The sequence below is a fragment of the Yersinia massiliensis genome (assembly GCF_003048255.1).
Lineage (GTDB): Bacteria > Pseudomonadota > Gammaproteobacteria > Enterobacterales > Enterobacteriaceae > Yersinia > Yersinia massiliensis_A.
Genome location: NZ_CP028487.1, coordinates 4,804,848 through 4,830,570, shown reverse-complemented (window position 1 = coordinate 4,830,570; position 25,723 = coordinate 4,804,848). Strand labels below are relative to the sequence as shown.

The window sequence follows — 25,723 nt, the reverse complement described above, 5'->3', positions numbered from 1 at the left end:
CGGTAATTTACTATAAAACCGGTTAAAAATAGCCCAAAGAGATCAACATTGGCGCTGGGTTTTACGTAAATATCATTATTTAGGCGACAAAACTTCCCGAGATTGCTCGCAGTTTCTGCAATCACGCTTGCATATTGGCTGTATTTGCCGCATCGCGCAGGTATACTCTGTGACCTTGAATATTATCCCCTAACTAACGGGAGTTTTTACCCCCATGTTGCAAGAGATTATGCAATTCATTAGCCAGCATCCAGTTTTGAGTCTGGCCTGGGTGGCGTTGTTCGTCGCCGTGATTTTCACTACTTTCAAAAGTTCTCTCTCAAAAGTGAAAGAGATCACCCGTGGTGAAGCGACGCGTCTGATTAATAAAGAAGATGCGGTTGTGGTTGATATCCGCACACGTGATGATTACCGCAAAGGTCATATCGCCAGCTCGCTTAATTTGCTGCCGACCGACATTAAAAACGGCAGCTTAGCTGAGTTGGAAAAGCACAAAGCACAGCCTATTATTGTAGTTTGTGCTACAGGGACAACCTCCCGTGCTTCTGCTGATCTGCTGAGTAAAGCAGGCTTTGAGCGAGTGTTTACCTTGAAAGAAGGTATCTCGGGCTGGAGTGGTGAGAATCTGCCACTGGCGCGCGGTAAGTAATTGCGATACAAATTTCGCTATATCAATAAATTATACAGTCAACTGAGGTGTATCCATGGCGAAGATTGAGATTTATACCAAAGCAACTTGCCCATTCTGTCACCGTGCTAAAGCACTGCTGAACAGTAAAGGCGCTGCTTTCCAAGAGATCGCAATTGATAATGACCCTGCCAAACGCGAAGAGATGATTGCTCGTAGCGGGCGGACGACTGTACCTCAGATATTTATTGATGGGCAGCATATCGGTGGCTGTGATGATTTACATGCCCTGGATGCGCGCAGTGGGCTAGACCCACTGCTTTAACTCGTCAGTGGGCCACACTCATTAATGGAAGAGCCCACGGCGGCAGTGCAGTTTAATATGGACGTATAACTTTAGGGTATCTATACACATGTCAGAACAAAACAACACCGAAATGGCTTTCCAGATCCAACGTATCTACACCAAGGATATCTCCTTCGAAGCGCCAAATGCTCCGCAGGTTTTCCAGCAGGATTGGCAGCCAGAAGTTAAACTTGATCTTGATACTGCTTCCAGTCAGCTGGCTGAAGATGTGTATGAAGTGGTACTGCGTGTGACGGTAACGGCCTCTTTGGGCGAAGAAACTGCATTCCTGTGTGAAGTTCAGCAAGGTGGTATCTTCTCCATCGCCGGTATCGACGGCACCCAACTGGCTCATTGCTTAGGCGCATATTGCCCGAACATTTTGTTCCCGTATGCTCGCGAATGCATCACCAGCTTGGTTTCTCGTGGTACTTTCCCACAGCTGAATCTGGCACCGGTTAACTTTGATGCCCTGTTCATGAACTATCTGCAACAGCAGGCTGAAGGCGAAGGTGCTGAACAACGTCAGGATGCCTGATGAACACCACGACTGCTTCAATGACAGTTATCGGTGCCGGATCTTACGGCACCGCATTAGCCATCACACTCGCGCGTAATGGCCATCAAGTTGTGCTATGGGGCCATGACCCTAAACACATTCAAGTTTTGCAACATGACCGTTGTAACCAAGCTTTCTTGCCAGATGTCCCTTTTCCAGAGACTTTGCTTCTGGAAACGGATTTGGCACGTGCATTAGCGGCCAGCCGTGATGTATTGGTCGTTGTGCCAAGCCATGTCTTTGGCGCGGTATTGCATCAGTTGAAACCGCATTTACGCCAAGATGCACGAATTGTCTGGGCGACAAAAGGGTTAGAGGCAGAAACCGGCCGCTTGCTGCAAGATGTCGCGCGGGAAATCTTGGGTGAAAGCATTCCCCTGGCTGTCGTTTCTGGACCTACTTTTGCGAAAGAGCTTGCCGCTGGGTTACCTACGGCGATCGCATTGGCCTCAACCGATACGAAGTTCAGCGAAGACCTGCAACAATTGCTGCATTGTGGCAAAAGTTTCCGCGTTTACAGCAATCCTGATTTTATCGGCGTTCAGCTCGGTGGTGCGGTCAAAAACGTGATTGCGATTGGTGCGGGGATGTCTGACGGCATTGGTTTTGGTGCAAATGCCCGTACTGCATTGATTACCCGTGGCTTAGCTGAAATGACACGCTTGGGCTCGGCCTTAGGCGCAGATCCTTCCACCTTTATGGGCATGGCAGGGCTGGGTGATTTGGTGCTAACCTGCACAGATAATCAATCTCGTAACCGCCGGTTTGGCATTATGTTGGGCCAAGGGTTAGGTGTACAAGAAGCGCAGGACAAAATTGGTCAAGTGGTTGAAGGTTACCGCAACACCAAAGAAGTCTTGGCATTGGCGCAGCGTCATGGTGTTGAGATGCCGATAACTGAACAGATTTATCAGGTATTGTATTGCCACAAAAATGCCCGTGAAGCGGCATTGACCCTACTGGGTCGGACTAAAAAAGATGAAAAAAGCGGCATTTAAGCCCTTGAGTTAAATCCGCGCAAAAGGTCTGGGCTGAAATAAAATAATAACGATATATCCAGTGTCATTGAGGTTTTCGCCTCAAGGGAAAGGGTATCAGTTGCTTCGGCCGTTCCCCGAGGCAACCTGTTTATGGGCAGGAGTACGTCATGTCGTCAGAAGAGTTAGAACTGGTCTGGAGTAGCATTAAATCTGAAGCCAGAGCACTGGCTGAGTGTGAACCGATGCTGGCAAGTTTTTTTCACGCGACATTATTGAAGCATGAAAATTTGGGTAGTGCGCTGAGCTACATTCTGGCGAATAAATTGGCAAATCCAATCATGCCCGCTATCGCTATTCGTGAGGTGGTAGAGGATGCTTATCGCGCGGACGAACAGATGATTGTCTCCGCTGCTCGCGATATTTTGGCTGTACGCCTGCGCGACCCTGCCGTCGATAAATACTCCACACCACTGCTATACCTCAAAGGTTTTCATGCATTGCAGGCTTATCGTATCGGGCATTGGTTGTGGGCGCAGGGCCGCAAAGCCTTAGCTATTTATCTGCAAAATCAAGTATCTGTTGCCTTTGGTGTCGATATCCATCCTGCGGCAACCATTGGTTGTGGCATCATGCTCGACCATGCTACGGGTATTGTTATTGGTGAAACTGCCGTCGTTGAGAATGATGTTTCCATCCTGCAATCCGTTACCCTTGGTGGTACGGGTAAAACCAGTGGTGATCGTCATCCGAAGATTCGTGAAGGCGTGATGATTGGTGCTGGCGCGAAAATTCTGGGGAATATTGAAGTCGGGCGAGGGGCTAAAATTGGCGCAGGGTCAGTGGTGTTGCATTCCATACCTGCGCATACTACCGCCGCGGGTGTACCTGCTCGTATTGTCGGTAAGCCAGAAAGTGATAAGCCTTCACTGGACATGGATCAGCATTTCAATGGTGCTGGGCATGGTTTTGAGTACGGTGACGGTATTTAATTCTGTCGGTCCTGTTTGACGCTCTCACGGTGTGAGTAACATCTGTGTGAGCAACATTTGTGTGAGCAATAATTGGTTACTTGGCCCATCCGTGGGCCTCGCCTTCGCAAGACTTTACTCTTTCAATAACGCACCCGGATACCCTAGTTGCCGCCAGGCTTCATATACGACGACCGATACGGCATTTGACAGGTTCATACTGCGGCTATCGGCTTGCATGGGTATTCTGATTTTCTGCTGGGCAGGTAACGCATCCAGAACACTGGCCGGTAAACCTCGGGTTTCAGGGCCAAACAGCAGATAATCATTCGCTTGATAACTCACAGCGCTATGGGCTGGCGTCCCTTTGGTGGTCAATGCAAATAAGCGGGCAGGTGTTGCTCCGGAAGACAGGGCACCATCGAGTTTTTCGCTGTCCAAAAAGGCTTGATAATCATGATGATGCTTGATGTTTGCAAACTCATGGTAATCAAGACCCGCACGGCGTAAACGTTTGTCGTCCCAAGTGAAACCCAAAGGCTTAATCAGATGGAGTTGGCAGCCAGTATTCGCGCATAACCGAATAATATTACCGGTGTTGGGCGGGATTTCGGGTTCAAATAAAACAATATTAAGCATATGTCCCCCAATAATAAGGGGCGCAGGATATCAGAATCCCCCTGTGAGTGCAGCGGTTGACGACGCGGATAGCGTAAAACAAAAAATTTAAAAGCAAGGAGCGGAGAGTACTGTTAACGGCTATTTTATAGGCTGACCATCACAGTCAGAATTAATGGGGTATTCATCATGACAACAGTCAAAAGCGCATTTGGTAGCGAACAAGACTCACGTTGGGTTGCCGTGACGACGCGTGATAAAGCCGCCGATGGTCAGTTTGTTTATGCAGTAAAAACCACCGGTATCTATTGCCGTCCCTCCTGTCCGTCTCGTCAGGCTAAAGTCGAACACATTGAATTCTTTGCTGATAATCAGGCTGCGGAGCAAGCGGGTTATCGAGCTTGTAAACGTTGCCGCCCCACTCAATTGCCTTTGGCACAGCAGCATAGAGATAAAATCAGTCAAGCGTGTCGTTTGATTGAACAAGCAGAAACCCCACTTAAACTTGATGAACTGGCCGCTGAATTGAATCTTAGCGCTTTTCATTTTCACCGGCTGTTTAAAGCGATGACCGGACTGACCCCAAAGGCGTACGCTAACGCGGCTCGAAGTGCACGTGTTCGTACTCAATTGGCAGGTGAAGGCTCAGTGACTGATGCTATTTTTGAGGCTGGATATAACGCTAATGGCCGATTTTATGCGCAATCAAATGCGCTATTGGGCATGACGCCAACCCGATATCGTCATGGTGGTCGTGATGTGACACTGCGATTTGCCGTTGGTGAGAGCTCACTCGGCGCGATTTTAATGGCAAAAAGTGAACTGGGGATTTGTGCCATTTTATTGGGTGACTCACCTGATTTGCTGGTGCAGCAATTGCAGGATAAGTTTCCGCACGCGACGTTAATCGGCGGTGATGATGAGTTTGAGCAATGGTTTGCACGGGTCGTGGGCATGGTCGAGGCACCCAAACTTGGCCTAGATTTACCACTGGATATTCAGGGTACCGCTTTTCAGCAACGGGTATGGCAAGCCCTACGGGAGATTCCGGTAGGTGAAACCGCCAGTTATGCCGATATCGCCACTAAAATAGGCTCACCGAAAGCGGTTCGTGCTGTTGCGGGTGCTTGTGCGGCCAATATGCTGGCTGTTGCGATCCCTTGCCATCGCGTTATTCGCCAAGATGGTGCATTGTCAGGCTACCGCTGGGGTATTGAACGCAAGAAACGATTGCTGGAAAAAGAAGGGAATTTAACCAGAGTTGATCTGCCCGATCCACAATGATCGGGCAGCCAAATAAACGCTCAAGCCAAGGGGCAGATAACGGCCTCTTTTTACGCCAAAATTAGGCTTTCAGCGGGTGCAGCGGTAACCACAGTATCAGCCGTAAGCCGCCTAATGGACTATCCTCTGCTCGTACCCAACCACGATGCTGGTTAACCGCCGTTTCAACAATCGCGAGTCCTAAGCCTGTGCCGCCTGATTCGCGATCTCGCGCTTCATCAGTGCGATAGAATGGCCGGAATATCTGCTCGCGGTCGTCTGGGCTAACACCTGGCCCATCATCGTCAACAATGATGGTGACACCTTGGTTATCCGAGCTGAATGCCACCGCAATGTGGTGATGGGAATAACGCAGCGCATTACGCACGATATTCTCCAACGCACTCTCAAGAGCTGCTGGGTTAGCAAATAAGGTCCACGGCCCTGGGGGAGAGGTGACTTCCAACGTTTTGCCCATTTGGTCAGCTTCGAACTGGGCATCTGCCAGCACATCAGACCATAAATCATTCGCTTTAATCGGCTCGCGATGAAGTTCGCTTTTGTGCTGACTGCGGGATAACACCAACAAGTCATTGATCATGCTATCTAACCGCTGCGCCTCCATTTCGATACGTTCCAACTCTTTACCCTCACCATGGCGACGACGCATCAGCGCTGTTGCCAGTTGTAAGCGGGTGAGCGGGGTACGTAGCTCATGGGAGATATCAGAAATGAGCCGCTGTTGGGCCACGACCATTCGATCGAGCGCACTGATCATCTGATTAAAACTGGCACCGGTAGCCAAAAATTCTTGGGGCCCGGATTCCAGCTCTGGGTGCGGTTTTAGATTGCCTCTAGCAACATCATCAGCAGCATTTTTCAGCTTACGAGCCGGTTTTGCCAAACTCCACGCCAGCCACAACAGCAGGGGTGAGCTGATTAACATGGTGGCAATCAACAGCAGTAGCGGCCGGTCAAACATCAGGTTGATAAAATCAGATTGTGGACTGCTGGCAGGGCGCAGCAAATAGAGCTGATAGTTATCTTCGCCATCCCGAATCGAGAAGGGGCCGACCATCTCGACACGACCATATTTCTTCTTTTTCGGCTGATCAGAGTTATCTGACTGGCCGATAAAATTACGTACAATCTGCATTTCGTGTCGTTGAGCACCAATCACACGGCCTTCGGAGGTCACTAACACCAAATGCTGGCCCGGCGGTGCCCACTTCTCAATGGCGCGATACAGTCTACGCCACCACATGAGATCATTAGCAGGATCGCTGGCCAGCTCGGCTTCAATATGTTGCTCGAGCATCGTACCCTGACGCTCTTCGCTATCGAGTAAAGTGGTCATTTGACGCGAATCAAGCTTTGGTAACATCAGCACGAGCATCAATACCAGCGCTAAGGTAAACCAGAAAATGGCAAAAATTCGCGTCGTTAAACTGTTAATCATGTTTCGGATACCATCAGATACCCGCGACCACGTAAGGTTTTAAACCACGGCAACCCATCTTTGCGATCGGGTAACTTACGGCGTAGGTTTGAAATATGCATATCAATAGCACGGTCAAAAGGTGTCAACCGTTTCCCCAGCACTTCTTGGCTCAGATGCTCTCGCGAGACGACCTGACCGAGATGTTGGGCCAGTAAGTAGAGTAAGGTAAATTCAGTACCAGTCAGTTCCAGCACTTGCCCTTCAAAACTGGCTTCTTGCCGGCCAGGATTCAATTGCAGGCAATCAACGTCAAGTATCGGCGCACCCTGATCAATATTTTGTTGCTGTTCGCTCCAGTTAGAGCGACGCAAAATTGCACGGATACGGGCAACCAGTTCACGATCGTTAAAGGGTTTTGCCAGATAATCGTCAGCACCTAGCTCAAGGCCAAGTACCCGATCCAATTCACTGCCACGGGCAGTCAGCATAATCACCGGTGTTTGGTGATGTTGACGCAACTCTTTTAGCGTTTCGATGCCGTTTTTACGTGGCATCATAATATCAAGTAATAACAAGTCGATAGAACTGTCCAGCAAGTTCAATGCCTGTTCGCCATCATGGGCAACAACAACATTAAAACCTTCCATTTCCAGTAATTCTTTCAACAGCGACGTCAATTCACGGTCATCATCAACTAATAGGATTTTATGCATGGTTATTTCTCCTCTTGACGCAAAATACGTTAACGCTTGCCGGTATTCCATGACTTTACTTAGCTTTACATGCTCTGACTCCAGTTTTACATCCGCTGACGCATGTTTGCAGCTGGACCGATAGACTGCTCCTCATTGAATCGCATAGCAGCAAATCGCTTAGCAGATAGAAACCAGGAGTTAAATGATGCGTAAAGTAACTAAATTAACAACGTTAATGATGGCGTCAATGTTAGTTCTCGGCTCTTCAACCGCCTTCGCCGTCGATAAAGCCGACAGAGACAATGGCTGGTGCCATGGTGACGGTTCGATGATGAACAAAAAAGATGGCCGTGGTCACCATAACATGTTTGATGGTGTGAATCTGACTGAACAACAGCGTCAGCAAATGCGTGACCTGATGCGCCAGTCTCGCCAAGGTCAACCCCGTATGGATATTGCTGACCGTGAAGCCATGCACAAGCTTATGACCGCCGATAAATTCGACGAAGCTGCGGTAAGAGCACAAGCCGAGAAGATGTCCAAAGACCAGATTGAACGTCAGGTCGAAATGGCTAAAGTTCGCAACCAAATGTACAACTTGCTCACACCAGAGCAAAAAGCTGCCCTGAATCAAAAGCACCAGCAGCGCATTGAGAAAATGCAGCAGGCGCCAGCAGCACAACCCTCTTCTGCCCAGAAGTAAGTAGTACCCTGTAATACCCTGTTTTCCTTGCCATAGACACCATCCCTGTCTTTCCCCGCCATGATGGCGGGGCTTTTTTTTTATATGCCTATCGTCGTGTGAAAATCTTTACTCTAATGGCTAACTAGACGACTTCTTCACTGATGACCTGACTGCACCTCGAATTATTTAGGGTATATACTGAGAGTCCTTAATATTATTCGGAATGCGTTATGGATCCGCAATATGCGCGACTGGTCAAAGCCGCGGCACTGAGTGCTACTGTGCTGGCATCAATTTTACTGGTGATTAAAATTTTTGCCTGGTGGCATACTGGGTCGGTGAGCTTATTGGCCGCGTTAGTTGACTCGCTAGTGGATCTCGCGGCTTCACTAACCAACCTTTTTGTCGTGCGATACTCACTGCAACCTGCTGATGCAGAACATACTTTCGGCCACGGGAAAGCGGAATCATTAGCAGCACTGGCGCAAAGCATGTTTATTTCTGGCTCTGCATTATTCCTGTTCCTGACCGGTTTCCAACATTTAGCCTCACCGGAACCCTTGCAAGACCCAGGTTTAGGCATCTGGGTAACGCTATTTGCATTATTCAGTACCCTAATATTAGTGACATTTCAGCGTTGGGTGGTGCGAAAAACGCACAGTCAGGCCATTCGTGCCGATATGCTGCACTATCAATCGGACGTCATGATGAATGGTGCTATTCTTATTGCACTGGGGTTAAGCTGGTACGGCTTCCATCGAGCGGATGCGCTATTTGCTTTGGGGATAGGTGTTTATATTCTGTATAGCGCGTTGCGTATGGGTTATGAGGCGGTACAAGCTTTACTGGATCGTGCATTGCCTGATGCTGAACGGCAGGAGATTATCGATATTGTGATGTCTTGGCCGGGTGTGATTGGTGCTCATGACCTGCGAACTCGTCAGTCGGGGCCGACTCGCTTTATTCAGCTGCATCTTGAAATGGAAGATATGATGCCGTTGATGGAGGCGCATGTCTTAGCTGAGCAAGTTGAGCGTGCATTGTTACACCGCTTCCCTGGTGCGGATGTGCTAATCCACCAAGATCCCTGTTCCGTCGTGCCAAAAGAGCGTCATGCGCATTGGGAACTATAATAATGACTGAATAAATAATAGCGTCATTAACGATGGATAAACTTTGTGACATGTTGATTCGATCATGAAGAAAATACCGCCAAATGGCATGACTTGAATCAATTCAGCTTGGTGTTTTTGCTATAATATCCGATATTAATCTCATAAAGCTGATTTCCGTACTCTATCACCTGTGCCAAGCATAAATCAGCAGACAACGAATTTAAAAATCGCATCTACAAGTTTAGAGGTAGTCATGGTCAAAAAAATCGGTGTACTAACAAGTGGTGGTGACGCACCTGGTATGAACGCAGCCATTCGTGGGGTGGTTCGTGCCGCTTTGTCAGCAGGGCTGGAAGTTTACGGTATTGAAGATGGCTACCTTGGCTTGCACGAAAATCGTATGAAGAAGCTGGACCGCTATAGCGTGTCAGATATGATTAACCGTGGCGGTACTTTCCTCGGTTCTGCACGTTTCCCAGAGTTCCGCGATCCACAAGTGCGTCAAGTGGCGCTCAAAAATATGAGAGATCATGGTATTGATGGTCTGGTCGTTATCGGTGGTGACGGTTCATATGCCGGTGCTGACTTGCTGACGAAAGAAGGTGGCATTCACTGTGTCGGTCTTCCGGGCACCATCGATAACGATGTGGCGGGTACGGACTACACCATCGGTTTCTTCACCGCGCTGGAAACCGTGGTTGAAGCGATTGACCGCCTACGTGACACTTCTTCTTCACACCAGCGTATCTCTATCGTTGAAGTGATGGGCCGTTATTGCGGTGATTTGACTTTGGCAGCAGCTATTGCTGGGGGCTGTGAGTTTATCGCTATCCCTGAAGTTGAATTCAAACGTGAAGATCTGGTTGCTGAAATCAAAGCGGGTATCGCAAAAGGTAAGAAGCACGCTATCGTGGCGATCACCGAAAAACTGGATGACATCGATTCGCTAGCCAAATATATCGAGAAAGAAACTGGCCGTGAAACCCGTGGCACAGTACTCGGTCATATCCAGCGCGGCGGTGCTCCGGTTGCTTATGACCGTATTTTGGCTTCTCGTATGGGCTCCTATGCCGTGGATCTGCTGTTGCAGGATCATGATTTCTCACAAGGCGGCTTCTGCGTCGGTATTCAGAACGAGAAAATGGTGCATGAGTTAATCTCGATTTGTATCGCGCCAGAAAACAAGAAAAGTAAATTCAAAGAAGACTGGTACGACACAGCGAAAAAACTGTTCTAAAACAGTCGTCCACGTCCTCTCAGAGCCTCCGCATGCGGGGGCTTTTTGCATTCTAGATGTCGTATATTTCGTATTGATATAATCAGAAGTTTTTTATTCTTTAATTGGATGGATAGTTTCTGGCACGCTCTCTATCAAGCCAACCAATCAGGTTGATAGCACGTTAGGTTGAAAAATTAGATTAATAATAATCATTTTGGGAGCGGGTCAATGCGTAAATGGGGTGTGGGTTTGTCGTTACTGCTGTTGGCATCGGGTGCCATAGCAAAAGATATTCAATTATTGAATGTGTCCTATGATCCGACACGTGAATTTTATCAGGAATATAACCAAGCATTCAGTAAGCACTGGCAACAACAAACGGGTGATAAAGTCACCGTGCGCCAATCCCACGGTGGTTCTGGTAAGCAGGCGACCTCGGTGATTAATGGTATTGAAGCCGATGTTGTAACACTGGCACTGGCTTATGACGTCGATGCTATTGCTGAGCGTGGTCGTATTGATAAGAACTGGATCAAGCGCCTACCGGATAACTCCGCACCTTACACATCAACCATCGTATTTTTGGTGCGTAAAGGGAATCCTAAGCAAATCCATGACTGGTCAGATTTAGTCAAACCGGGTATTTCGGTGATCACCCCTAATCCAAAAACCTCTGGTGGTGCGCGTTGGAACTACTTAGCTGCATGGGGTTATGCGTTAGAGCACAACAACAACGATCAAGCCAAGGCGCAGGAATTTGTCAAAACCCTGTATAAGAATGTGGAAGTATTGGATTCTGGCGCTCGCGGTGCCACTAATACCTTCGTCGAACGTGGCATTGGTGATGTGCTGATTGCTTGGGAAAACGAAGCACTACTGGCAGTAAATGAAGTGGGTAAAGACCAATTCGATATCATCACCCCAAGTGTCTCTATTTTGGCAGAGCCAACGGTGTCGGTCGTGGATAAAGTGGTCGATAAACGCGGCACTCGTGATGTCGCTGATGCGTATTTGAAATACCTCTATTCGCCAGAAGGCCAGACTATCGCGGCCAAGAATTACTATCGCCCACGTGATCCCGCCGTCGCAGCTAAGTTTGCGAATGAATTCCCGAAACTGAAACTGTTTACTATTGATGATGTTTTTGGTGGCTGGACTCAGGCACAGCAGGTGCATTTCGCCACGGGCGGCGTATTTGACGAGATCAGTAAACGTTAAATAACTGCATTATTATTGCCCTAATAAGACGCCTGTCAGTGAAAACTGTGGGCGTTTTGCTTTATTGATTTTAGTAATAATATTTTTTCATATTTATTACCTTACTTATAAATGCCAACCGTAGGATTCGCTAACTGCTGCACAGTACGTTATTAAGTGGTCTTTGCCGATAAGGCAACACAACGTATTGGGGAAAATGATGGTCAATAGTATTTCTAATGCAGGCGCGTTTGTTAAGCCTGTTATGGACCCATTAGCGCTAAACCCGTCAATAGTCGGGTGCGGTTCTCTTGAATCGCTCTACAGTTCTTATGATCTACACGGCTCCTTTGATGACATCAGTGAATATAGTCTCGGCGACTTATCAACCTATGCACCACCTGAGAAAATAGAAAACAAAGAGGCTCTCTTTGGAATAAAGCCAGATCGTTATGCCTTTGGCAAAGAAGCCTACTTCGACTATTTATTAACAGAAGTCAATCGCGAGGGAAAACCCCCTCTATTTCTCCGACCGCTAGCCGCTTTATTGGCGTTGTTTGGGATTCATGGCTTTGGGCAAACCAACTGTGCATCTTGTGCAACTGCTGTCATTGATACATTCGAACAAAATAAATTGTATCTCGCATTACCGACATTGAGAGGCGCGGATGTCAAAGGGAATATGGGGCTACCGAAGGATGATGAAGTGGGTATGTCTGCTGCTAAATTAATCGCACAATTAGAAACATGTAAGCCTGATAGTGAGTTATATGGTGTTCTTGTTATCCATCGACCAACGTTATGGACGATGTTGCCGGGAGCGACTCGAGGGCATGCTTGTAATGTGATTAAGCTTAAAGACAGTAATATTCTTCATTTTATTGATACTCAAAAGAGAACCCATTTAAGCTATGACCTTACTGATCTCAATGACCTCTCTTATATGAGTGATGAAGTTAGTGAGTTCTTAGGGCGAGTGGGTAAAGAGGGTATCGATTTATACCAAAAAGAATTTAAGAAGTAGGAACATAAAGAAGCCGGAGCAACGTTGAATTGCTCCGGCTTAATCACTAAATACCTAAATTAGGCTTTTTTAGCTTCTGCTGCTGCTTTCACGATAACCGCGAATGCATCTGCTTTCAGTGAAGCACCGCCCACCAGCGCGCCATCGATATCTGGCTGGGTGAACAGCTCTGCTGCGTTTTTATCGTTAACAGAACCGCCGTACTGGATGATCACTTGTTCTGCAACCGCGGCATCTTGTTTAGCAATGTGGTCGCGGATGAATTTATGAACGGCTTGAGCCTGTGCTGGAGTGGCTGATTTACCGGTACCGATAGCCCAGATTGGCTCATAAGCGATAACCGCGCCTTCGAATGCTTTCACGCCTAAGGTGTTCAGCACGGCATCCAGTTGTTTAGCGCAAACCGCTTCAGTTTGGCCCGCTTCATTTTCTGCTTCAGATTCACCGATGCACAATACTGGGATCAGGCCGGTTTCTTTCAGTACGCCGAATTTCTTGGCGATCAGTTCATCACTTTCTTTGTGATAGGTACGGCGCTCAGAGTGACCGATGATGATGTACTGTGCACCGACATCTTTCAGCATTTCAGCAGAGGTTTCGCCCGTAAATGCGCCAGAGAGATTCACATCAACATTCTGTGCACCCAGAGAAATGCGGCTACCTGACAGCTCATGTTTAGCTTGATTCAGATAGATAGCCGGTGGGGCAATCGCAACACCACAACCGTCAACGGTGCTCAATTCTTTACGCAGGCCAGCGATAAGCTCGATAACCATGTGAGTGCTACCGTTCAGCTTCCAGTTACCCATAACTAATGGATGACGCATGTTTCTTCCTCCAACAAAGGGATACGAGGGTCAATAAAATGACTGCCCGACAGGCAGTTTACCTGTCCAACAGTATAGAGATGATTAGTGACAATGGCTTTGCTTTTCGTCATTAATTGCGGTGAGATTATGCTTCAGATAGTGAAAGCTTAATCGGTTCAACAGCGAAAGTAAGCCCCTTTTCACCATTATCTGCCACAACATAGCGAATTGCGCCGACAGGATGAGAGTAGAACGGCAAACCTTTACCTTGCGTCAACAGTTGTTGCACGTTTTCGATGCTTTGCTGGGGCGTGAGTGTGGGTTCAAATTGCCGCATCAGGGCTGCCATATAGTTGACGGCCACTAATCGGGCGGCTTTCTCCTCACTCCCTTTGATTGGTAAGTAAGTGATTTGCAATGTTTTAATCTTACCAGTTCCCTTTTCTAACGCAGTTGAAGCATAAAGATTTTCATTAATCTTGCTCGCAGCTCGGGTCAGTGGGGGAGCATCATCTTTTACGGTGATGGCGTGGAACTCATGCAGAGGCAGTGTTGGGTTGGCGCGGTTATAACTTTCTCTGAATTTAACCAAAGTTAAATCGAAGGTTGGCGCGCCGGAAAGCAGGTAAGGTGCTGTCGGCAGCGACTCTTCTGTTGGCTGACCACTGTCGTCTACGGGATCGGCATGAGCGCGGCCAACCGTTGCTATTAGCAGCAGTATTGTCAGCGTTGCGGTTATTTCTTTTCTCATGACTTACGCCGTCGTTAGAAGTGTATGGGGGGATTAAAACGGTATTCAGGGGTGATTGTCAAAATTCACTGCGAAGTTTGTCGGTTGGTAGCCTGTTTAGGTTACACTCAGGCACGATTAAATGAGGTCTATGGATCAGTTCATCGATGACAATACAGCAGTGGTGTTTCTCTTTTAAAGGCCGTATCGGTCGGCGAGATTTTTGGATCTGGATGAGCCTGTGGCTTCTGGCAATGTTAGTTATTTTTACACTGGCCGGAAAGGACTGGATGCCTATTCAGACCGCCGCATTTGCGATAGTTTTTCTGCTGTGGCCAACAGCGGCAGTAGTGGTGAAGCGGTTGCATGATCGCAATAAAGCAGGCTGGTGGGCGCTCTTAGTGGTATTGGCTTGGATGTTGATGGCCGGTAACTGGCAGATGCTAGCCCCTATTTGGCAATGGGGCGTCGGGCGGTTCATTCCCACACTAATTATTGTCATGATGTTTATCGACTGCGGCGCATTTCTCGGGACTGAGGGGGATAACCGTTTTGGTCCACCTGCGGTGCCGGTGAAGTTCTTAGCAGATAAAGCATGGAATAAATGAGTGGTAGGGGGAAAGACGAGGATGGTTCAGTGGCAAAACCATCCTCGTTGTTTAGGGGGTTGGTAGATGTTTAGGGGGCTGGCAGAAACTTAAGGTCTGACGCCCAACGTATGGCAAATGGCATAACTCAACTCAGCGCGGTTTAAGGTATAGAAATGGAAATCTTTCACGCCTTCACGGCTCAAGATTTTCACCATATCCATCGCAACTGAAGCCCCCACCATTTTGCGCGTCTCAGGGTCATTATCTAGCCCTTCAAAAATAGTCGTCATCCAATTTGGCACCCGCACATTGGTCATGGTGGCGAAGCGCTGAAGCTGTTTAAAGTTAGAAACCGGTAAGATGCCAGGCACGATTTCGACGTCAATACCGGCTGCTACGCAGCGGTCACGAAAGCGCAAATAGCTTTCGACATCAAAAAAGAACTGCGTAATGGCACGGTTAGCGCCCGCATCAATTTTCCGTTTTAAATTGATCAGGTCAGCTTGGGCACTCTTCGCTTCAGGGTGAACTTCGGGATACGCTGCCACCGAGATATCAAAATCACCCACATCTTTCAGTAATGCTACTAAATCCGAGGCATACATCTCAGGCTTGCCACTCTCCGGAGGCAAGTCCCCGCGCAGAGCAACAATATGGCGGATGCCGCTATTCCAATAATCAGCCGCAATATCACGTAACTGAGTGGGAGAAGCATCAATACAGGTCAGGTGCGGCGCAGCTTCAAGGCCAGTGCGCTCCTTAATCCCTTTAATGATGCTATGAGTACGGTCACGCTCACCAGAATTCGCGCCATAAGTGACGGAAACAAACTTTGGTTTCAGGGTGCTTAGGCGATCAATAGAGCTCCACAGGGTCTCTTCCATCTCGCTGGTCCGCGGCGGGAAAAACTCAAAAGAAACATTAATTTGGCCTTGCAGCTCTGCCAGACTTTGATTTAGCGCTTCCCGCTGGTTTGCGTGATAAAAACTCATACCCTGTCACTCCATTGTCGCTATAACGACTTATGTTATCTGTTGCCGCCCATTTGTGAGCGTCTATACGTTTAGATGGCTAAATAGAAGGTGCCGGAAGTTGGCTAAAGAGTCAACGTTTAAATAAGTTTAGGCTGATGATTAATGTTCATCGGGTCATGAGAAAGATTCACGTTGCGGGAAAGTCGAGGACAGAGAGGTAAGGTAGCCCCTTCTGCGCAGAGCAGAAGAGGCTAAGGAATGGCTGGTTACAGCAATTGAGAGAGTCGGTTTAAGTCAGATTGAATCGCACCGGCTGTGACATCTCGCCCAGCGCCAGGGCCACGGATCACCAGCGGATTATCACGATACCAACGGCTTTCAATGGCGAAGACGTTATCGCACGGTAACAAGGATGCCAGTGGATGGTCAGCTCGCACGGCTTCAACGCCCACCCGAGCCTTTCCATTGGCATCAAAGCGTGCCACGTAGCGCAAGACCAAACCCATTTCATTTGCGGCTTCTAAACGCTGAACCATTTGCTGATTCAATGCATCTCCGTTTTCGAAGAACTGATCTACCGAGCCAGCCTCTGCACCGACAGGCACCAGTGATTCGACCCGTACCTGATTCGGCTCGATATCATATCCCGCTTCACGGGCCAGAATGACCAACTTACGCATCACGTCTTGACCGGAAAGGTCTACACGCGGGTCTGGTTCGGTCAACCCTTGTTGCCAAGCTTGATCCACCAACTCAGTAAACGGCACTGTGCCATCAAATTGCAGGAAGAGCCAAGACAGCGTACCGGAGAAAATCCCGCTAATGGCCAGAATGCTGTCGCCACTGTCACGCAAGTCGCGCACGGTATGGTTAACCGGTAGCCCCGCACCGACGGTGGCGTTATACAACCAATGACGGCCCGTTTTAGCAAACGCATCGCGAATTTGGCGATAGTTATTGCTACTAGACGCCCCTGCGAGTTTGTTCGCACTGATCACATGGAAACCATAACTGGCGAAATCCAGATATTGCTCCGCAAGTGATTCGCTGGCCGTCACATCTAGCACCACCAGATCATCAAACGGGTGCGCACGCATCCACAGGAACAGTGATTCTTCATCCTGCTCATTGGCTTCATCATCGTAAAATGCCAATGTTCGGCTGGCATCGAGCCCGTCGTAACTCAACAGGCTGCGGCGGCTATCCACCACGCCTGCCAACACGAATTCAAAGCCACTACGGGCGGAAATATTTTTTTGCTCGCGTGCGAACAACTCAAGCCAACGGGCACCGATATTCCCTTTCCCGAACAGGACAAGGCCAATACGTTTTTCGGCGCGGAACAATGACTGATGCAAGCCCTGAATCAAATGCTCTGTCGGCCCGAGACGCAGAACGGCGACCAAGCTAATCCCATCTTCAGCCTGCCAGATAAACTCAACTGGCTGATCTTTCAGTTGCTGGTAGAAACGGTGGCTATGTAGAGGGTTCTTACTCACGCCAGCACCGACCAATGCAACCAAAGCCAATCCCTCGCGCAGAGACAATTTCCCCGGCAGCGTGGCATCTTCTAGCACTCTCAGTGCACTGCCGACGACTTCTGAGGTGTAGCAAAGTTGCAGCAGATTGCGGTCTGGGTGAATACCTGTTGCCAGTGGCTTGATTTGCGCCCGTTTGAGCAGCGAATCAATTTCTTTTTGCGCCAGTGAGAAATCATGGTGGCCAGCAATTTGCAATTCAATGAGACAGACATCATCGTGGCTAGTGACAATTTTGGCACCAGAACCGGACGCCAATACACGTTCAATACGGGTAGAACCTTGTTCTGGCTGGTAACTACAACGCAACTGCAAATCGATATCGCTACCTGAAACCGGCTGTAATGTACGGGTGTGCAATACCGGTGCCGCCAAGCGGGCGAGTTCACTGGCTTCATCTAGGCGCAGTAAAGGCAGCAAGCAGGCATCTTTTACTTTACGAGGGTCAGCACTGTACACCCCAGCAACGTCACTCCAGATGGTGACACGTTCGACACCTGCCAGCGCACCCACCTGTGTCGCTGAATAGTCACTGCCATTACGCCCTAACAACACGGTTTCACCGGCGTTATTGCGTGAGATAAAGCCCGTCACCACGAGACGTTGGTGCGGGTTTTGCGTCATTAATTGCTGCAACAACGGATAAGAGCGGCCTTCATCAATTTGGGGCTGTGCTGCTCGCTCAGCTCGGAGGAAATGCCGTGCATCCAGCCAATTCGCTTTCATATCCAGCTTGTTCAGCACCGCGGCCATCAGGCGAGCGGACCAAATTTCACCATGCCCAACCACTTCGGCATAAATAGCATCGTCTACTTTACTGTCCAGCAAACCAGCCAAGCGTTCCAAATCATGGATAAACTCACTGATTAGCGGCTCAGCCATTTCTGGTGGCAACAAACCGTTGATCAGGTCATGTTGATAACGACGCAGGTTTTGCTGCACTTGATGGGCAGAAAGACGATCACTTTGACTGAGCTTTAGCCAGCTAATCAGCTGGTTGGTGGTACTCCCTGCCGCAGATACCACCATAAGATCGCCGGGGTGGCTGTAGTTGGCCATAATATTGGCCACTCGCAGGTAACACTTCACGTCCGCAAGGCTACTACCACCAAACTTATGCAGTTGACGACCAGTGACCGCCGCTGCTACCGCTGTTGCATTCATGCTTACCTCGTTCCCGCCAACTGGAATGCATTTTCCAAATCGGCAATCAAATCTTCGCTGTCTTCAATACCCACGGAAATTCGCAACAAGCTATCAGTAATGCCTGCGGCAATACGTGCTTCTGGTGCCATGCCTGCATGTGTCATGGTTGCAGCATGAGAAATCAGGCTTTCCACGCCGCCCAACGACTCTGCCAAGGTAAATAGCTCAAGGGCAGAGAGGAAACGACGCAATACCTGTTCATCACCATTTAGCTCAAAACTGAGCATCGCACCAAAACCTGACTGCTGACGGCAAGCAATTTCGTGGCCGGGATGTTGTGGCAGAGAAGGATGATACAGCTTTTTCACCAAAGGCTGCTGCTGTAAATAGCGAACAATGTCATCTGCGTTACGCTGCTGTTGAGCCATACGTGGTGATAAGGTCCGTAAACCACGTAATAACAAATAACTATCGAACGCGGCCCCAGTCACACCGATATTATTTGCCCACCAAGCGAGTTCGACGGCTAACTCAGGATCTTTGGCAATGACCGCTCCCGCGACCACATCGGAGTGACCATTCAGATATTTAGTACAAGAGTGAACCACTAAGTCAGCCCCTAGAGATAATGGCTGCTGCAAGGCTGGGCTGAGGAAGGTATTGTCGCAAACGGTCAGTGCGCCGACAGCATGGGCGGCTTCGCAGATGGCCGCGATATCCACCACTCGTAATAATGGGTTACTCGGTGTTTCAATCAAGACCAGCTTAGGTTTTTCAGCCAATGCTCGGTTAAGGGCGGCAGTATCCCCTTGATCAACAAACAACACGCGGTAAGCCCCGCGCTTGCTCAGGCTATCGAATAAACGGTAACTACCACCGTAACAATCGTGTGGTGCGACCAACAAATCGCCTGGCTTTAAAAATGTGGTGCAAACCAAATGAATCGCCGACATCCCGCTGCTGGTCATGACGGCACCCGCCCCCCCTTCCAGTTCAGCCAACGCTCGCTGTACCACATCACGTGTTGGGTTACCGCGACGTGAATAGTCATGTGCACGTGGCTGATTAAAATCAATAAAATTGTAAGTACTGGAGAGGTGAATCGGGGGGACAACGCAGCCGTATTGCTCGTCATCATTCAATCCGCTACGGACTGCAATTGTTGCCTGTTTACGCGTCATAAGGATTTCCACCAGCCGGGATCGAGAAAATGTTACGCCAGAGTAGACGCACAAATTCCGGACGTCAATACATCTGGACATCTAAACTTCTTTGCGTATAGATTGAGCAATGGAATAATAACCGTTAAAATTATTGTGGTTTTAGATATCTTAATGATGGCAGCCAGTATTCGGTGATGTTTTGTTTCATCGCAAAGACGGCAGAGAAAGGTATCAGCTATTAATTAAGTGTCACTTGGGAAGTGAAAGTCACTAGCACTACTGCAAACGGTCGAACATACCCAAATCAGTAAGTTGAGTGGGAGAGTATTGTTAGGATCGCAGTAAACTCAAGCAACAACGGCATTTCAGTGACCCTAGTCTAGTAAAATTGACATTTATTTAGTGAGAACAGCGAAGATCGGGCATAATTGGCCTGATTTCAGAATTTTATATTTTTCCGACAAATTTAAGGTGTCCCATGGCTGAGTGGAACGGCGAGTATGTCAGCCCTTACGCTGAACACGGCAAGAAAAGCGAGCAGGTTAAAAAAATCACGGTATCCATCCCGCTGAAGGTGTTAAAAATCCTCACGGATGAGCGTACCCGCCGTCAGGTCAATAACCTGCGCCACGCCACCAACAGTGAATTGTTGTGTGAAGCATTTTTGCACGCGTTTACTGGTCAGCCGCTGCCGAATGACGAAGATCTACGCAAAGAGCGCAGTGATGAAATTCCGGAAGCCGCGAAGATTTTAATGCGTGAACTAGGTGTTGATCCCGATACTTGGGAATATTGATTTCCAATGCTTCCCGTTCATCAAACATGATGAATAGGGGAGTAGAAATGAAAAAAGGCGCCTAGGGCGCCTTTTTCGTCTGACGAGCAGATATTACTTCTTAGCAGCACCTGGCACGCTGAAACGCTTGTTAAAGCGGTCAACACGGCCACCGGTCGCAACATCACGCTGCTTGCCAGTGTAGAACGGGTGGCATTCGCCGCACACGTCCAGATTCAGGTCATGACCAACGGTAGAGTTGATCTTGATAACGTTACCGCAAGAGCAAGAAGCAGTAACTAAATCGTATTTTGGGTGGATACCTTGTTTCATGGAAAACCTCTATATTTAGGCCGTGTCGCTATCCAGCCCTGTTTCGCCAGACACCACACGATTGATAACTAACAATCGCTGATAAAGTAACCAACGCTTGTTAACAGGATTTGATATCGAATTATATCAAAGGCGGCGAATCATACAGAATTTAGCCAAGCCGCGCAATCGAATCCGCACATTGTGTAGCATGCGGTGTAAACTATTCAATCTTTTTTGCTCAGGTCAATTTTCTCATTCAGGATAAAAACACATGTCCGTTGTTCAAGTGGCTTTACCCGTACCGCTGGCCCGTACCTTTGATTACCGATTAGACAGTGCCATGGACTGTCCGGTGGTAGGTGCTCGTGTCAGCGTGCCATTTGGTAAACGTACCGCTATCGGCATTGTGGTTGGGATTAGCGAGACAAGCGCATTTCCCCTTGAGCAACTGAAAGCCATTGATGCCGTTCTGGATGATCGCAGCTTATTTCCCCCCAGCCTATGGCGCATTCTATGTTGGGCAACCGACTACTACCACTATCCCATCGGTGAAGTGTTATTTCATGCCTTGCCTATTTTGTTGCGGCAAGGGAAACCGGCGCAGTCGGCACCTTTATGGCAATGGTTCGCGACCGAGCAGGGGCGCGCCACGCCACCAGAAAGCTTAAAACGCGCGCCAAAACAGCAACAAGCCCTCGCGGCGTTATTACAAAAACCGGTCTATCGTCATCAAGTAAATGAAATGGCGTTAACCGAAAGTGCGTTACAAGCTTTGCGCAGCAAAGGATTGATTGATCTACGCACCCAGACAGTAGCCACCACCGATTGGCGTCAGGGTTTTACGGTATTAGGCGAGCGGCTTCGATTGAATACCGAACAGGCCACGGCTGTTGGTGCTATCCGCAGCGAGGATACGCAGTTTGCTGCTTGGTTGCTGGCGGGGGTGACGGGTTCCGGTAAAACTGAAGTCTATCTGAGTGTACTGGAAAATATTCTGGCGCAGGGCCGTCAAGCGCTGGTGCTGGTACCTGAAATTGGTTTGACCCCGCAAACCATCGCCCGTTTCCGTGAGCGATATAACGCACCGGTTGAGGTGTTGCATTCCGGGTTAAACGACAGCGAACGTTTATCGGTCTGGTTGCGAGCCCGTGACGGTGAAGCTGCAATTGTCATTGGGACCCGCTCCGCACTGTTTACGCCGTTTGCCCGTTTAGGCGTGATTATTATCGATGAAGAGCACGATACCTCATACAAACAGCAGGAAGGTTGGCGCTATCACGCCCGAGATTTAGCGGTATTTCGCGCCCGTGAAGAGGGCATTCCCATCGTCATGGGCACTGCGACCCCTGCACTGGAAACGCTGCATAACGTACAAATGGGGAAGTATCGTCAGCTCACGTTGTCAAAACGAGCAGGCAATGCCAAACCGGCAGTACAGCACTTACTGGATCTTAAAGGATTGCCGTTAAAGGTCGGGCTTTCTCAGCCGCTGTTGAAAAGAATTAGCGCCCATTTACAAGCGGATAATCAGGTTATTTTGTTCCTGAATCGCCGAGGGTATGCACCTGCTTTACTGTGTCACGAGTGCGGCTGGATTGCCGAGTGTCAGCGCTGCGACCACTATTACACGTTGCATCAAAATCATCGCCAACTCCGTTGCCACCATTGCGACAGTCAAAGGCCCGTGCCTCAGCAATGCCCGAAATGCGGCACCACACATTTGGTGTCTGTCGGCGTGGGTACCGAGCAATTGGAGAATGAGCTAGCGCCTCTGTTCCCTGATACCCCTATCACCCGCATTGATCGTGACACGACGAGCCGCAAAGGTTCGTTGGAACAGCATTTGGCGGACGTTCATCAGGGCGGAGCACGTATTCTGATTGGTACGCAAATGTTGGCGAAAGGTCATCATTTCCCCGATGTGACGCTGGTGGCATTACTGGATGTTGATGGTGCACTCTTCTCAGCCGATTTTCGTTCAGCAGAGCGTTTCGCTCAGCTTTATACTCAGGTATCCGGCCGTGCGGGCCGTGCCGGTAAGCAAGGCGAAGTTATTTTACAAACGCATCATCCGGAACATCCGTTGCTACAAATTTTACTGCAACAGGGCTATGACGCCTTTGCCAAACAGGCACTTGCGGAACGTAAAAGTGTCTTTTTACCGCCTTATACGAGCCACATTATCGTGCGCAGCGAGGATCACGATAATCAGCAGTCAGCGCTTTTTCTGCAACAATTACGCAATTTACTGGAAGCCAGTCCGCTTAAAGATGATGCACTCTGGATAATGGGGCCAGTACCCGCCTTGCAAGCCAAACGTGGTGGGCGTTTCCGCTGGCAACTCTTGCTACAACATCCCTCACGCCAGCTATTACAGCGACTGATTAAAACGTCTCAGCCGTTGATCAATACGTTGCCGCAGGCGCGGAAGGTTAAGTGGGCGTTGGATGTGGATCCAATCGATAACTAATTACCCTTCGTCCTTGTCGCCGCAGCGTTGTTAGCTGCGCTCGCTTACCCGAATAACTGACTTTAGGTAATGAATAATCCTCATGTTATTCGAGGTACACATGGGTGGTTTTTTGTTTGATCCACGTCTCTAAGCAATCGTTTACTCTGCTTTCTGCGAGCCAGTTCGAAAAAACCTACTTATGTCACACTTTTAATGCAAATTAGGTAACAAATTACCCTCACTATCTGTATAGAATGTTCCAAAGTTTGTTATTAATCGAAACCATACTGCCATGAAAGGATATGAGCGCGGCCGACCGGTAACACTGATAGCCGTGTGACAACTCGTTAATATCCTGAGCGATTGGCCTCGGGATATCTCAAAGTCATTAGGGCTGGCATTACGCCAGAGCAAGGAGAAAGGCGTTGGAACAGAAGAAAGAATTCACGGTGGCCACCATGAAAGATGTTGCTGGCATGGCGGGCGTTTCAACAGCGACGGTATCACGTGCATTAATGAACCCCGAAAAGGTTTCAGCAGTGACCCGACAAAAAGTGGAACAAGCTGTTCTGGCTGTGGGTTACTCTCCTCATGCTTTGTCTCGCAACATCAAACGTAATGAATCACGCACCATTCTGGTCATCGTACCGGATATCAGTGATCCGTTTTTTGCCGACATCATTCAGGGCATTGAACATGCCGCCGCTCAGCAAGAATATCTGATCTTAATCGGCGACTGTGCACAACAAACTCAGCAAGAGCGTACTTTCCTTAATCTGATCATTACCAAACAGATCGATGGCATGTTGTTGTTAGGTTCGAATTTGCCTTTTGATGCCAGCAAAGAAGAACAACGCAATTTACCGCCGATGGTGATGGCAAACGAATTCTCACCTGAGTTGGAACTACCAACGGTACATATTGATAATCTGACCGCTGCTTTTGAAGCGGTTAACTATCTGCATGAATTAGGGCACAAACGCATCGCCTGCATCGCGGGCCCAGAGACGCTACCGCTGAGTCATTACCGGCTACAAGGGTACATTCAGGCGCTGCGACGTAATGGCGTTGTGGTCGATAACGATTATGTTATACGGGGTGACTTCAGTTATGAATCGGGTGCTGAGACCTTTGCTACCTTGATGGCACTACCCAATCCGCCAACGGCAATATTTTGTCACAATGATGTGATGGCGATAGGCGCAATGTGGCAGGCGAAGAGAATGGGGCTCAATGTACCGCGAGATGTCTCATTGGTGGGGTTTGATGATCTGAAGCTGTCACAATATTGCGATCCCCCCTTAACCACGGTAGCGCAACCTCGTTATCAAATTGGTCAGCAAGCCATGTTACTATTACTCGAACAGTTACAAGGGCATTCAGTACAAAGTGGCTCCCGCTTGTTAGACACCGAATTAATCATCAGGGAAAGTACTGCTGCGCCTAAAAGCTAGGCAAATATTCAGGGGTTCAGTAACATGACGGACTTATTCCATCATTATGACGCAGCGAAACGATAGTGGCACAAAGAGATTATGTAAGCCGAGGGCGCTCAGGAGCGCGGCGCAAAAGCACTAGCCGGAAAAAACGCAGTGCACCAGCAGTATCTAAAACCGTGGTGGCACTGGCCGTCGCGTTATTAGTGGTATTTGTTGGCGGCCTTTATTTCATTACGCACAATAAGCCAGATGAGCTTCCGTTGCTGCCCAATAGTGGCCCCCGTACAGGTAATGGGTTACCGCCAAAACCGGAGGAGCGCTGGCGCTACATTAAAGAGCTGGAAAATCGCCAAATTGGCGTACCGACACCGACCGAGCCTTCTGCTGGTGGTGAGGTTAATTCCAAGACTCAGCTGACGAATGAACAGCGGCAATTGCTTGAACAGATGCAGGCTGACATGCGTCAACAGCCAACACAGCTGTCTGAAGTTCCTTATAACCAAGGAATATCGGTGCCACGCTCAGCGGTAACGATTACACCGCCGACGACGAATATGCAGCAACCACTAACACAGCCACCACTAACGCAACCGCGTCAGGTGACAGCGCCAACACAGCCGCAAACGCAAGCACCATCGCAGACACGGGCGCAGACTCAAACGCAGCCACCGGTTTCTACACCGCCGCGAACACAACCTGTTGCACCAGTCACACAGGCCGCGACACCGCCGAAACCGGAAAAAGAGAAAGAAAAAGCACAGCGTTGGATGGTGCAATGTGGCTCATTCAAAGCCATCGATCAGGCTGAATCTATCCGAGCCCAGTTGGCATTTGGTGGTATCGAAAGCCGTATTACCACTGGCGGTGGTTGGAATCGCGTCGTGCTCGGCCCGTACAGCACTAAAGCGGCGGCAGATAAAACCTTGCAGCGTTTGCAGGGTGCAGGTCAATCAGGATGTATTCCCCTCGCTGTCGGGGGTTGAAAAGTCGTAATCCTCCCCCATTTATAATCTCAATATACCCCATACTGTTTTTCTGAAGGGCAGTATGGGGG

General features: G+C 48.9%; 25 protein-coding genes. 16 read left to right on the top strand and 9 right to left on the bottom strand.

The window, feature by feature from the left end; translation table 11 throughout:
* The first annotated feature begins 214 nt into the window (after positions 1-214).
* From DA391_RS22465 to cysE, 5 genes are all read left to right on the top strand, one after another.
* Positions 215-649 carry a rhodanese-like domain-containing protein gene (locus tag DA391_RS22465; protein WP_019213046.1) on the top strand — a complete coding sequence of 145 codons (435 nt, stop codon included), beginning with the start codon at positions 215-217 and terminating at the stop codon, positions 647-649.
* Between the two features lie 55 nt (positions 650-704).
* The gene (gene grxC / locus DA391_RS22460; protein WP_019213045.1) at positions 705-953 is read left to right on the top strand and encodes a glutaredoxin 3; all 249 of its coding nucleotides are present in this window, start codon (positions 705-707) and stop codon (positions 951-953) included.
* 88 nt (positions 954-1,041) lie between these two features.
* Entirely contained in the window at positions 1,042-1,512 is a 471-nt protein-coding gene (secB, locus tag DA391_RS22455; protein WP_005164715.1) for a protein-export chaperone SecB, read from the top strand.
* Entirely contained in the window at positions 1,512-2,531 is a 1,020-nt protein-coding gene (gene gpsA, locus DA391_RS22450) for an NAD(P)H-dependent glycerol-3-phosphate dehydrogenase (RefSeq protein ID WP_108088216.1), read from the top strand. Before secB ends, gpsA begins: the two co-directional genes overlap by 1 nt.
* Before the next feature lie 149 nt (positions 2,532-2,680).
* Entirely contained in the window at positions 2,681-3,502 is an 822-nt protein-coding gene (gene cysE / locus DA391_RS22445) for a serine O-acetyltransferase (protein ID WP_019213043.1), read from the top strand.
* A gap of 114 nt (positions 3,503-3,616) precedes the next feature.
* Here the strand turns inward: cysE and trmL are convergent, their stop codons facing one another.
* Positions 3,617-4,120 (bottom strand): tRNA (uridine(34)/cytosine(34)/5-carboxymethylaminomethyluridine(34)-2'-O)-methyltransferase TrmL, encoded by a 504-nt coding sequence (gene trmL, locus DA391_RS22440; RefSeq protein WP_050082776.1) that lies wholly within the window; start codon positions 4,118-4,120, stop codon positions 3,617-3,619.
* A 168-nt stretch (positions 4,121-4,288) separates the two neighbouring features.
* On the opposite strand from trmL, the gene ada reads away from it, so the two are divergent.
* Positions 4,289-5,383 carry a bifunctional DNA-binding transcriptional regulator/O6-methylguanine-DNA methyltransferase Ada gene (gene ada / locus DA391_RS22435; protein WP_050082777.1) on the top strand — a complete coding sequence of 365 codons (1,095 nt, stop codon included), beginning with the start codon at positions 4,289-4,291 and terminating at the stop codon, positions 5,381-5,383.
* A 61-nt stretch (positions 5,384-5,444) separates the two neighbouring features.
* Here the strand turns inward: ada and cpxA are convergent, their stop codons facing one another.
* Entirely contained in the window at positions 5,445-6,821 is a 1,377-nt protein-coding gene (cpxA, locus tag DA391_RS22430; protein ID WP_049608638.1) for an envelope stress sensor histidine kinase CpxA, read from the bottom strand.
* The gene (gene cpxR / locus DA391_RS22425; RefSeq protein ID WP_050082778.1) at positions 6,818-7,516 is read right to left on the bottom strand and encodes an envelope stress response regulator transcription factor CpxR; all 699 of its coding nucleotides are present in this window, start codon (positions 7,514-7,516) and stop codon (positions 6,818-6,820) included. Before cpxR ends, cpxA begins: the two co-directional genes overlap by 4 nt.
* Positions 7,517-7,703: 187 nt before the next feature.
* Here cpxR and cpxP point away from each other — a divergent pair, with 187 nt between their 5' ends.
* From cpxP to DA391_RS22400, 5 genes are all read left to right on the top strand, one after another.
* The gene (cpxP, locus tag DA391_RS22420; RefSeq protein ID WP_050082779.1) at positions 7,704-8,201 is read left to right on the top strand and encodes a cell-envelope stress modulator CpxP; all 498 of its coding nucleotides are present in this window, start codon (positions 7,704-7,706) and stop codon (positions 8,199-8,201) included.
* Positions 8,202-8,413: 212 nt separating this feature from the next.
* The gene (gene fieF, locus DA391_RS22415; protein ID WP_050082780.1) at positions 8,414-9,316 is read left to right on the top strand and encodes a CDF family cation-efflux transporter FieF; all 903 of its coding nucleotides are present in this window, start codon (positions 8,414-8,416) and stop codon (positions 9,314-9,316) included.
* 235 nt (positions 9,317-9,551) lie between these two features.
* Positions 9,552-10,535 carry a 6-phosphofructokinase gene (pfkA, locus tag DA391_RS22410; protein ID WP_019213036.1) on the top strand — a complete coding sequence of 328 codons (984 nt, stop codon included), beginning with the start codon at positions 9,552-9,554 and terminating at the stop codon, positions 10,533-10,535.
* Between the two features lie 210 nt (positions 10,536-10,745).
* Positions 10,746-11,735 (top strand): sulfate ABC transporter substrate-binding protein, encoded by a 990-nt coding sequence (locus DA391_RS22405; RefSeq protein ID WP_050082781.1) that lies wholly within the window; start codon positions 10,746-10,748, stop codon positions 11,733-11,735.
* Between the two features lie 196 nt (positions 11,736-11,931).
* The gene (locus DA391_RS22400) at positions 11,932-12,738 is read left to right on the top strand and encodes a toxin glutamine deamidase domain-containing protein (RefSeq protein ID WP_240624776.1); all 807 of its coding nucleotides are present in this window, start codon (positions 11,932-11,934) and stop codon (positions 12,736-12,738) included.
* A 59-nt stretch (positions 12,739-12,797) separates the two neighbouring features.
* Here the strand turns inward: DA391_RS22400 and tpiA are convergent, their stop codons facing one another.
* Positions 12,798-13,565: a triose-phosphate isomerase gene (gene tpiA, locus DA391_RS22395; RefSeq protein WP_019213033.1), complete on the bottom strand. Its 768-nt coding sequence runs from the start codon at positions 13,563-13,565 to the stop codon at positions 12,798-12,800.
* A gap of 127 nt (positions 13,566-13,692) precedes the next feature.
* Positions 13,693-14,298, bottom strand: a complete 606-nt coding sequence (locus DA391_RS22390) for a DUF1454 family protein (protein WP_050082782.1) — start codon at positions 14,296-14,298, stop codon at positions 13,693-13,695.
* Positions 14,299-14,444: 146 nt separating this feature from the next.
* Between DA391_RS22390 and DA391_RS22385 the strand changes: the two genes are divergently transcribed.
* Complete coding sequence (locus DA391_RS22385) at positions 14,445-14,885, top strand: DUF805 domain-containing protein (RefSeq protein WP_108088215.1); 441 nt, start codon at positions 14,445-14,447, stop codon at positions 14,883-14,885.
* An 89-nt stretch (positions 14,886-14,974) separates the two neighbouring features.
* Here DA391_RS22385 and metF read toward each other — a convergent pair whose 3' ends face one another.
* From metF to metB, 3 genes are all read right to left on the bottom strand, one after another.
* Entirely contained in the window at positions 14,975-15,859 is an 885-nt protein-coding gene (gene metF / locus DA391_RS22380) for a methylenetetrahydrofolate reductase (RefSeq protein WP_050082784.1), read from the bottom strand.
* Between the two features lie 248 nt (positions 15,860-16,107).
* Entirely contained in the window at positions 16,108-18,543 is a 2,436-nt protein-coding gene (locus tag DA391_RS22375; protein WP_050082786.1) for a bifunctional aspartate kinase/homoserine dehydrogenase II, read from the bottom strand.
* A 2-nt stretch (positions 18,544-18,545) separates the two neighbouring features.
* Positions 18,546-19,706, bottom strand: coding sequence for a cystathionine gamma-synthase (gene metB, locus DA391_RS22370; RefSeq protein WP_050082787.1), 1,161 nt, complete (start codon positions 19,704-19,706; stop codon positions 18,546-18,548).
* A 460-nt stretch (positions 19,707-20,166) separates the two neighbouring features.
* Here metB and metJ point away from each other — a divergent pair, with 460 nt between their 5' ends.
* Entirely contained in the window at positions 20,167-20,484 is a 318-nt protein-coding gene (metJ, locus tag DA391_RS22365; RefSeq protein WP_004392248.1) for a met regulon transcriptional regulator MetJ, read from the top strand.
* A 93-nt stretch (positions 20,485-20,577) separates the two neighbouring features.
* On the opposite strand, the gene rpmE is transcribed toward metJ, so the two are convergent.
* Positions 20,578-20,796 (bottom strand): 50S ribosomal protein L31, encoded by a 219-nt coding sequence (gene rpmE / locus DA391_RS22360; RefSeq protein ID WP_004876115.1) that lies wholly within the window; start codon positions 20,794-20,796, stop codon positions 20,578-20,580.
* A gap of 253 nt (positions 20,797-21,049) precedes the next feature.
* Between rpmE and priA the strand changes: the two genes are divergently transcribed.
* The 3 genes from priA (at position 21,050) to ftsN (ending at position 25,652) form a co-directional block, all read left to right on the top strand.
* Positions 21,050-23,248 carry a primosomal protein N' gene (gene priA / locus DA391_RS22350; protein ID WP_108088214.1) on the top strand — a complete coding sequence of 733 codons (2,199 nt, stop codon included), beginning with the start codon at positions 21,050-21,052 and terminating at the stop codon, positions 23,246-23,248.
* Between the two features lie 407 nt (positions 23,249-23,655).
* Positions 23,656-24,684 carry a DNA-binding transcriptional regulator CytR gene (gene cytR / locus DA391_RS22345; RefSeq protein WP_050082790.1) on the top strand — a complete coding sequence of 343 codons (1,029 nt, stop codon included), beginning with the start codon at positions 23,656-23,658 and terminating at the stop codon, positions 24,682-24,684.
* A gap of 65 nt (positions 24,685-24,749) precedes the next feature.
* Positions 24,750-25,652, top strand: coding sequence for a cell division protein FtsN (gene ftsN, locus DA391_RS22340; RefSeq protein WP_050082792.1), 903 nt, complete (start codon positions 24,750-24,752; stop codon positions 25,650-25,652).
* Positions 25,653-25,723 lie beyond the last annotated feature (71 nt).

Excerpts from the sequence above, each read along its gene's own strand:
- DA391_RS22465 (WP_019213046.1), top strand. The coding sequence starts at position 215 with ATGTTGCAAGAGATTATGCAATTCATTAGCCAGCATCCAGTTTTGAGT.
- grxC (WP_019213045.1), top strand. The coding sequence starts at position 705 with ATGGCGAAGATTGAGATTTATACCAAAGCAACTTGCCCATTCTGTCAC.
- secB (WP_005164715.1), top strand. The coding sequence starts at position 1,042 with ATGTCAGAACAAAACAACACCGAAATGGCTTTCCAGATCCAACGTATC.
- gpsA (WP_108088216.1), top strand. The coding sequence starts at position 1,512 with ATGAACACCACGACTGCTTCAATGACAGTTATCGGTGCCGGATCTTAC.
- cysE (WP_019213043.1), top strand. The coding sequence starts at position 2,681 with ATGTCGTCAGAAGAGTTAGAACTGGTCTGGAGTAGCATTAAATCTGAA.
- trmL (WP_050082776.1), bottom strand. The coding sequence starts at position 4,120 with ATGCTTAATATTGTTTTATTTGAACCCGAAATCCCGCCCAACACCGGT.
- ada (WP_050082777.1), top strand. The coding sequence starts at position 4,289 with ATGACAACAGTCAAAAGCGCATTTGGTAGCGAACAAGACTCACGTTGG.
- cpxA (WP_049608638.1), bottom strand. The coding sequence starts at position 6,821 with ATGATTAACAGTTTAACGACGCGAATTTTTGCCATTTTCTGGTTTACC.
- cpxR (WP_050082778.1), bottom strand. The coding sequence starts at position 7,516 with ATGCATAAAATCCTATTAGTTGATGATGACCGTGAATTGACGTCGCTG.
- cpxP (WP_050082779.1), top strand. The coding sequence starts at position 7,704 with ATGCGTAAAGTAACTAAATTAACAACGTTAATGATGGCGTCAATGTTA.
- fieF (WP_050082780.1), top strand. The coding sequence starts at position 8,414 with ATGGATCCGCAATATGCGCGACTGGTCAAAGCCGCGGCACTGAGTGCT.
- pfkA (WP_019213036.1), top strand. The coding sequence starts at position 9,552 with ATGGTCAAAAAAATCGGTGTACTAACAAGTGGTGGTGACGCACCTGGT.
- DA391_RS22405 (WP_050082781.1), top strand. The coding sequence starts at position 10,746 with ATGCGTAAATGGGGTGTGGGTTTGTCGTTACTGCTGTTGGCATCGGGT.
- DA391_RS22400 (WP_240624776.1), top strand. The coding sequence starts at position 11,932 with ATGATGGTCAATAGTATTTCTAATGCAGGCGCGTTTGTTAAGCCTGTT.
- tpiA (WP_019213033.1), bottom strand. The coding sequence starts at position 13,565 with ATGCGTCATCCATTAGTTATGGGTAACTGGAAGCTGAACGGTAGCACT.
- DA391_RS22390 (WP_050082782.1), bottom strand. The coding sequence starts at position 14,298 with ATGAGAAAAGAAATAACCGCAACGCTGACAATACTGCTGCTAATAGCA.
- DA391_RS22385 (WP_108088215.1), top strand. The coding sequence starts at position 14,445 with ATGACAATACAGCAGTGGTGTTTCTCTTTTAAAGGCCGTATCGGTCGG.
- metF (WP_050082784.1), bottom strand. The coding sequence starts at position 15,859 with ATGAGTTTTTATCACGCAAACCAGCGGGAAGCGCTAAATCAAAGTCTG.
- DA391_RS22375 (WP_050082786.1), bottom strand. The coding sequence starts at position 18,543 with ATGAATGCAACAGCGGTAGCAGCGGCGGTCACTGGTCGTCAACTGCAT.
- metB (WP_050082787.1), bottom strand. The coding sequence starts at position 19,706 with ATGACGCGTAAACAGGCAACAATTGCAGTCCGTAGCGGATTGAATGAT.
- metJ (WP_004392248.1), top strand. The coding sequence starts at position 20,167 with ATGGCTGAGTGGAACGGCGAGTATGTCAGCCCTTACGCTGAACACGGC.
- rpmE (WP_004876115.1), bottom strand. The coding sequence starts at position 20,796 with ATGAAACAAGGTATCCACCCAAAATACGATTTAGTTACTGCTTCTTGC.
- priA (WP_108088214.1), top strand. The coding sequence starts at position 21,050 with ATGTCCGTTGTTCAAGTGGCTTTACCCGTACCGCTGGCCCGTACCTTT.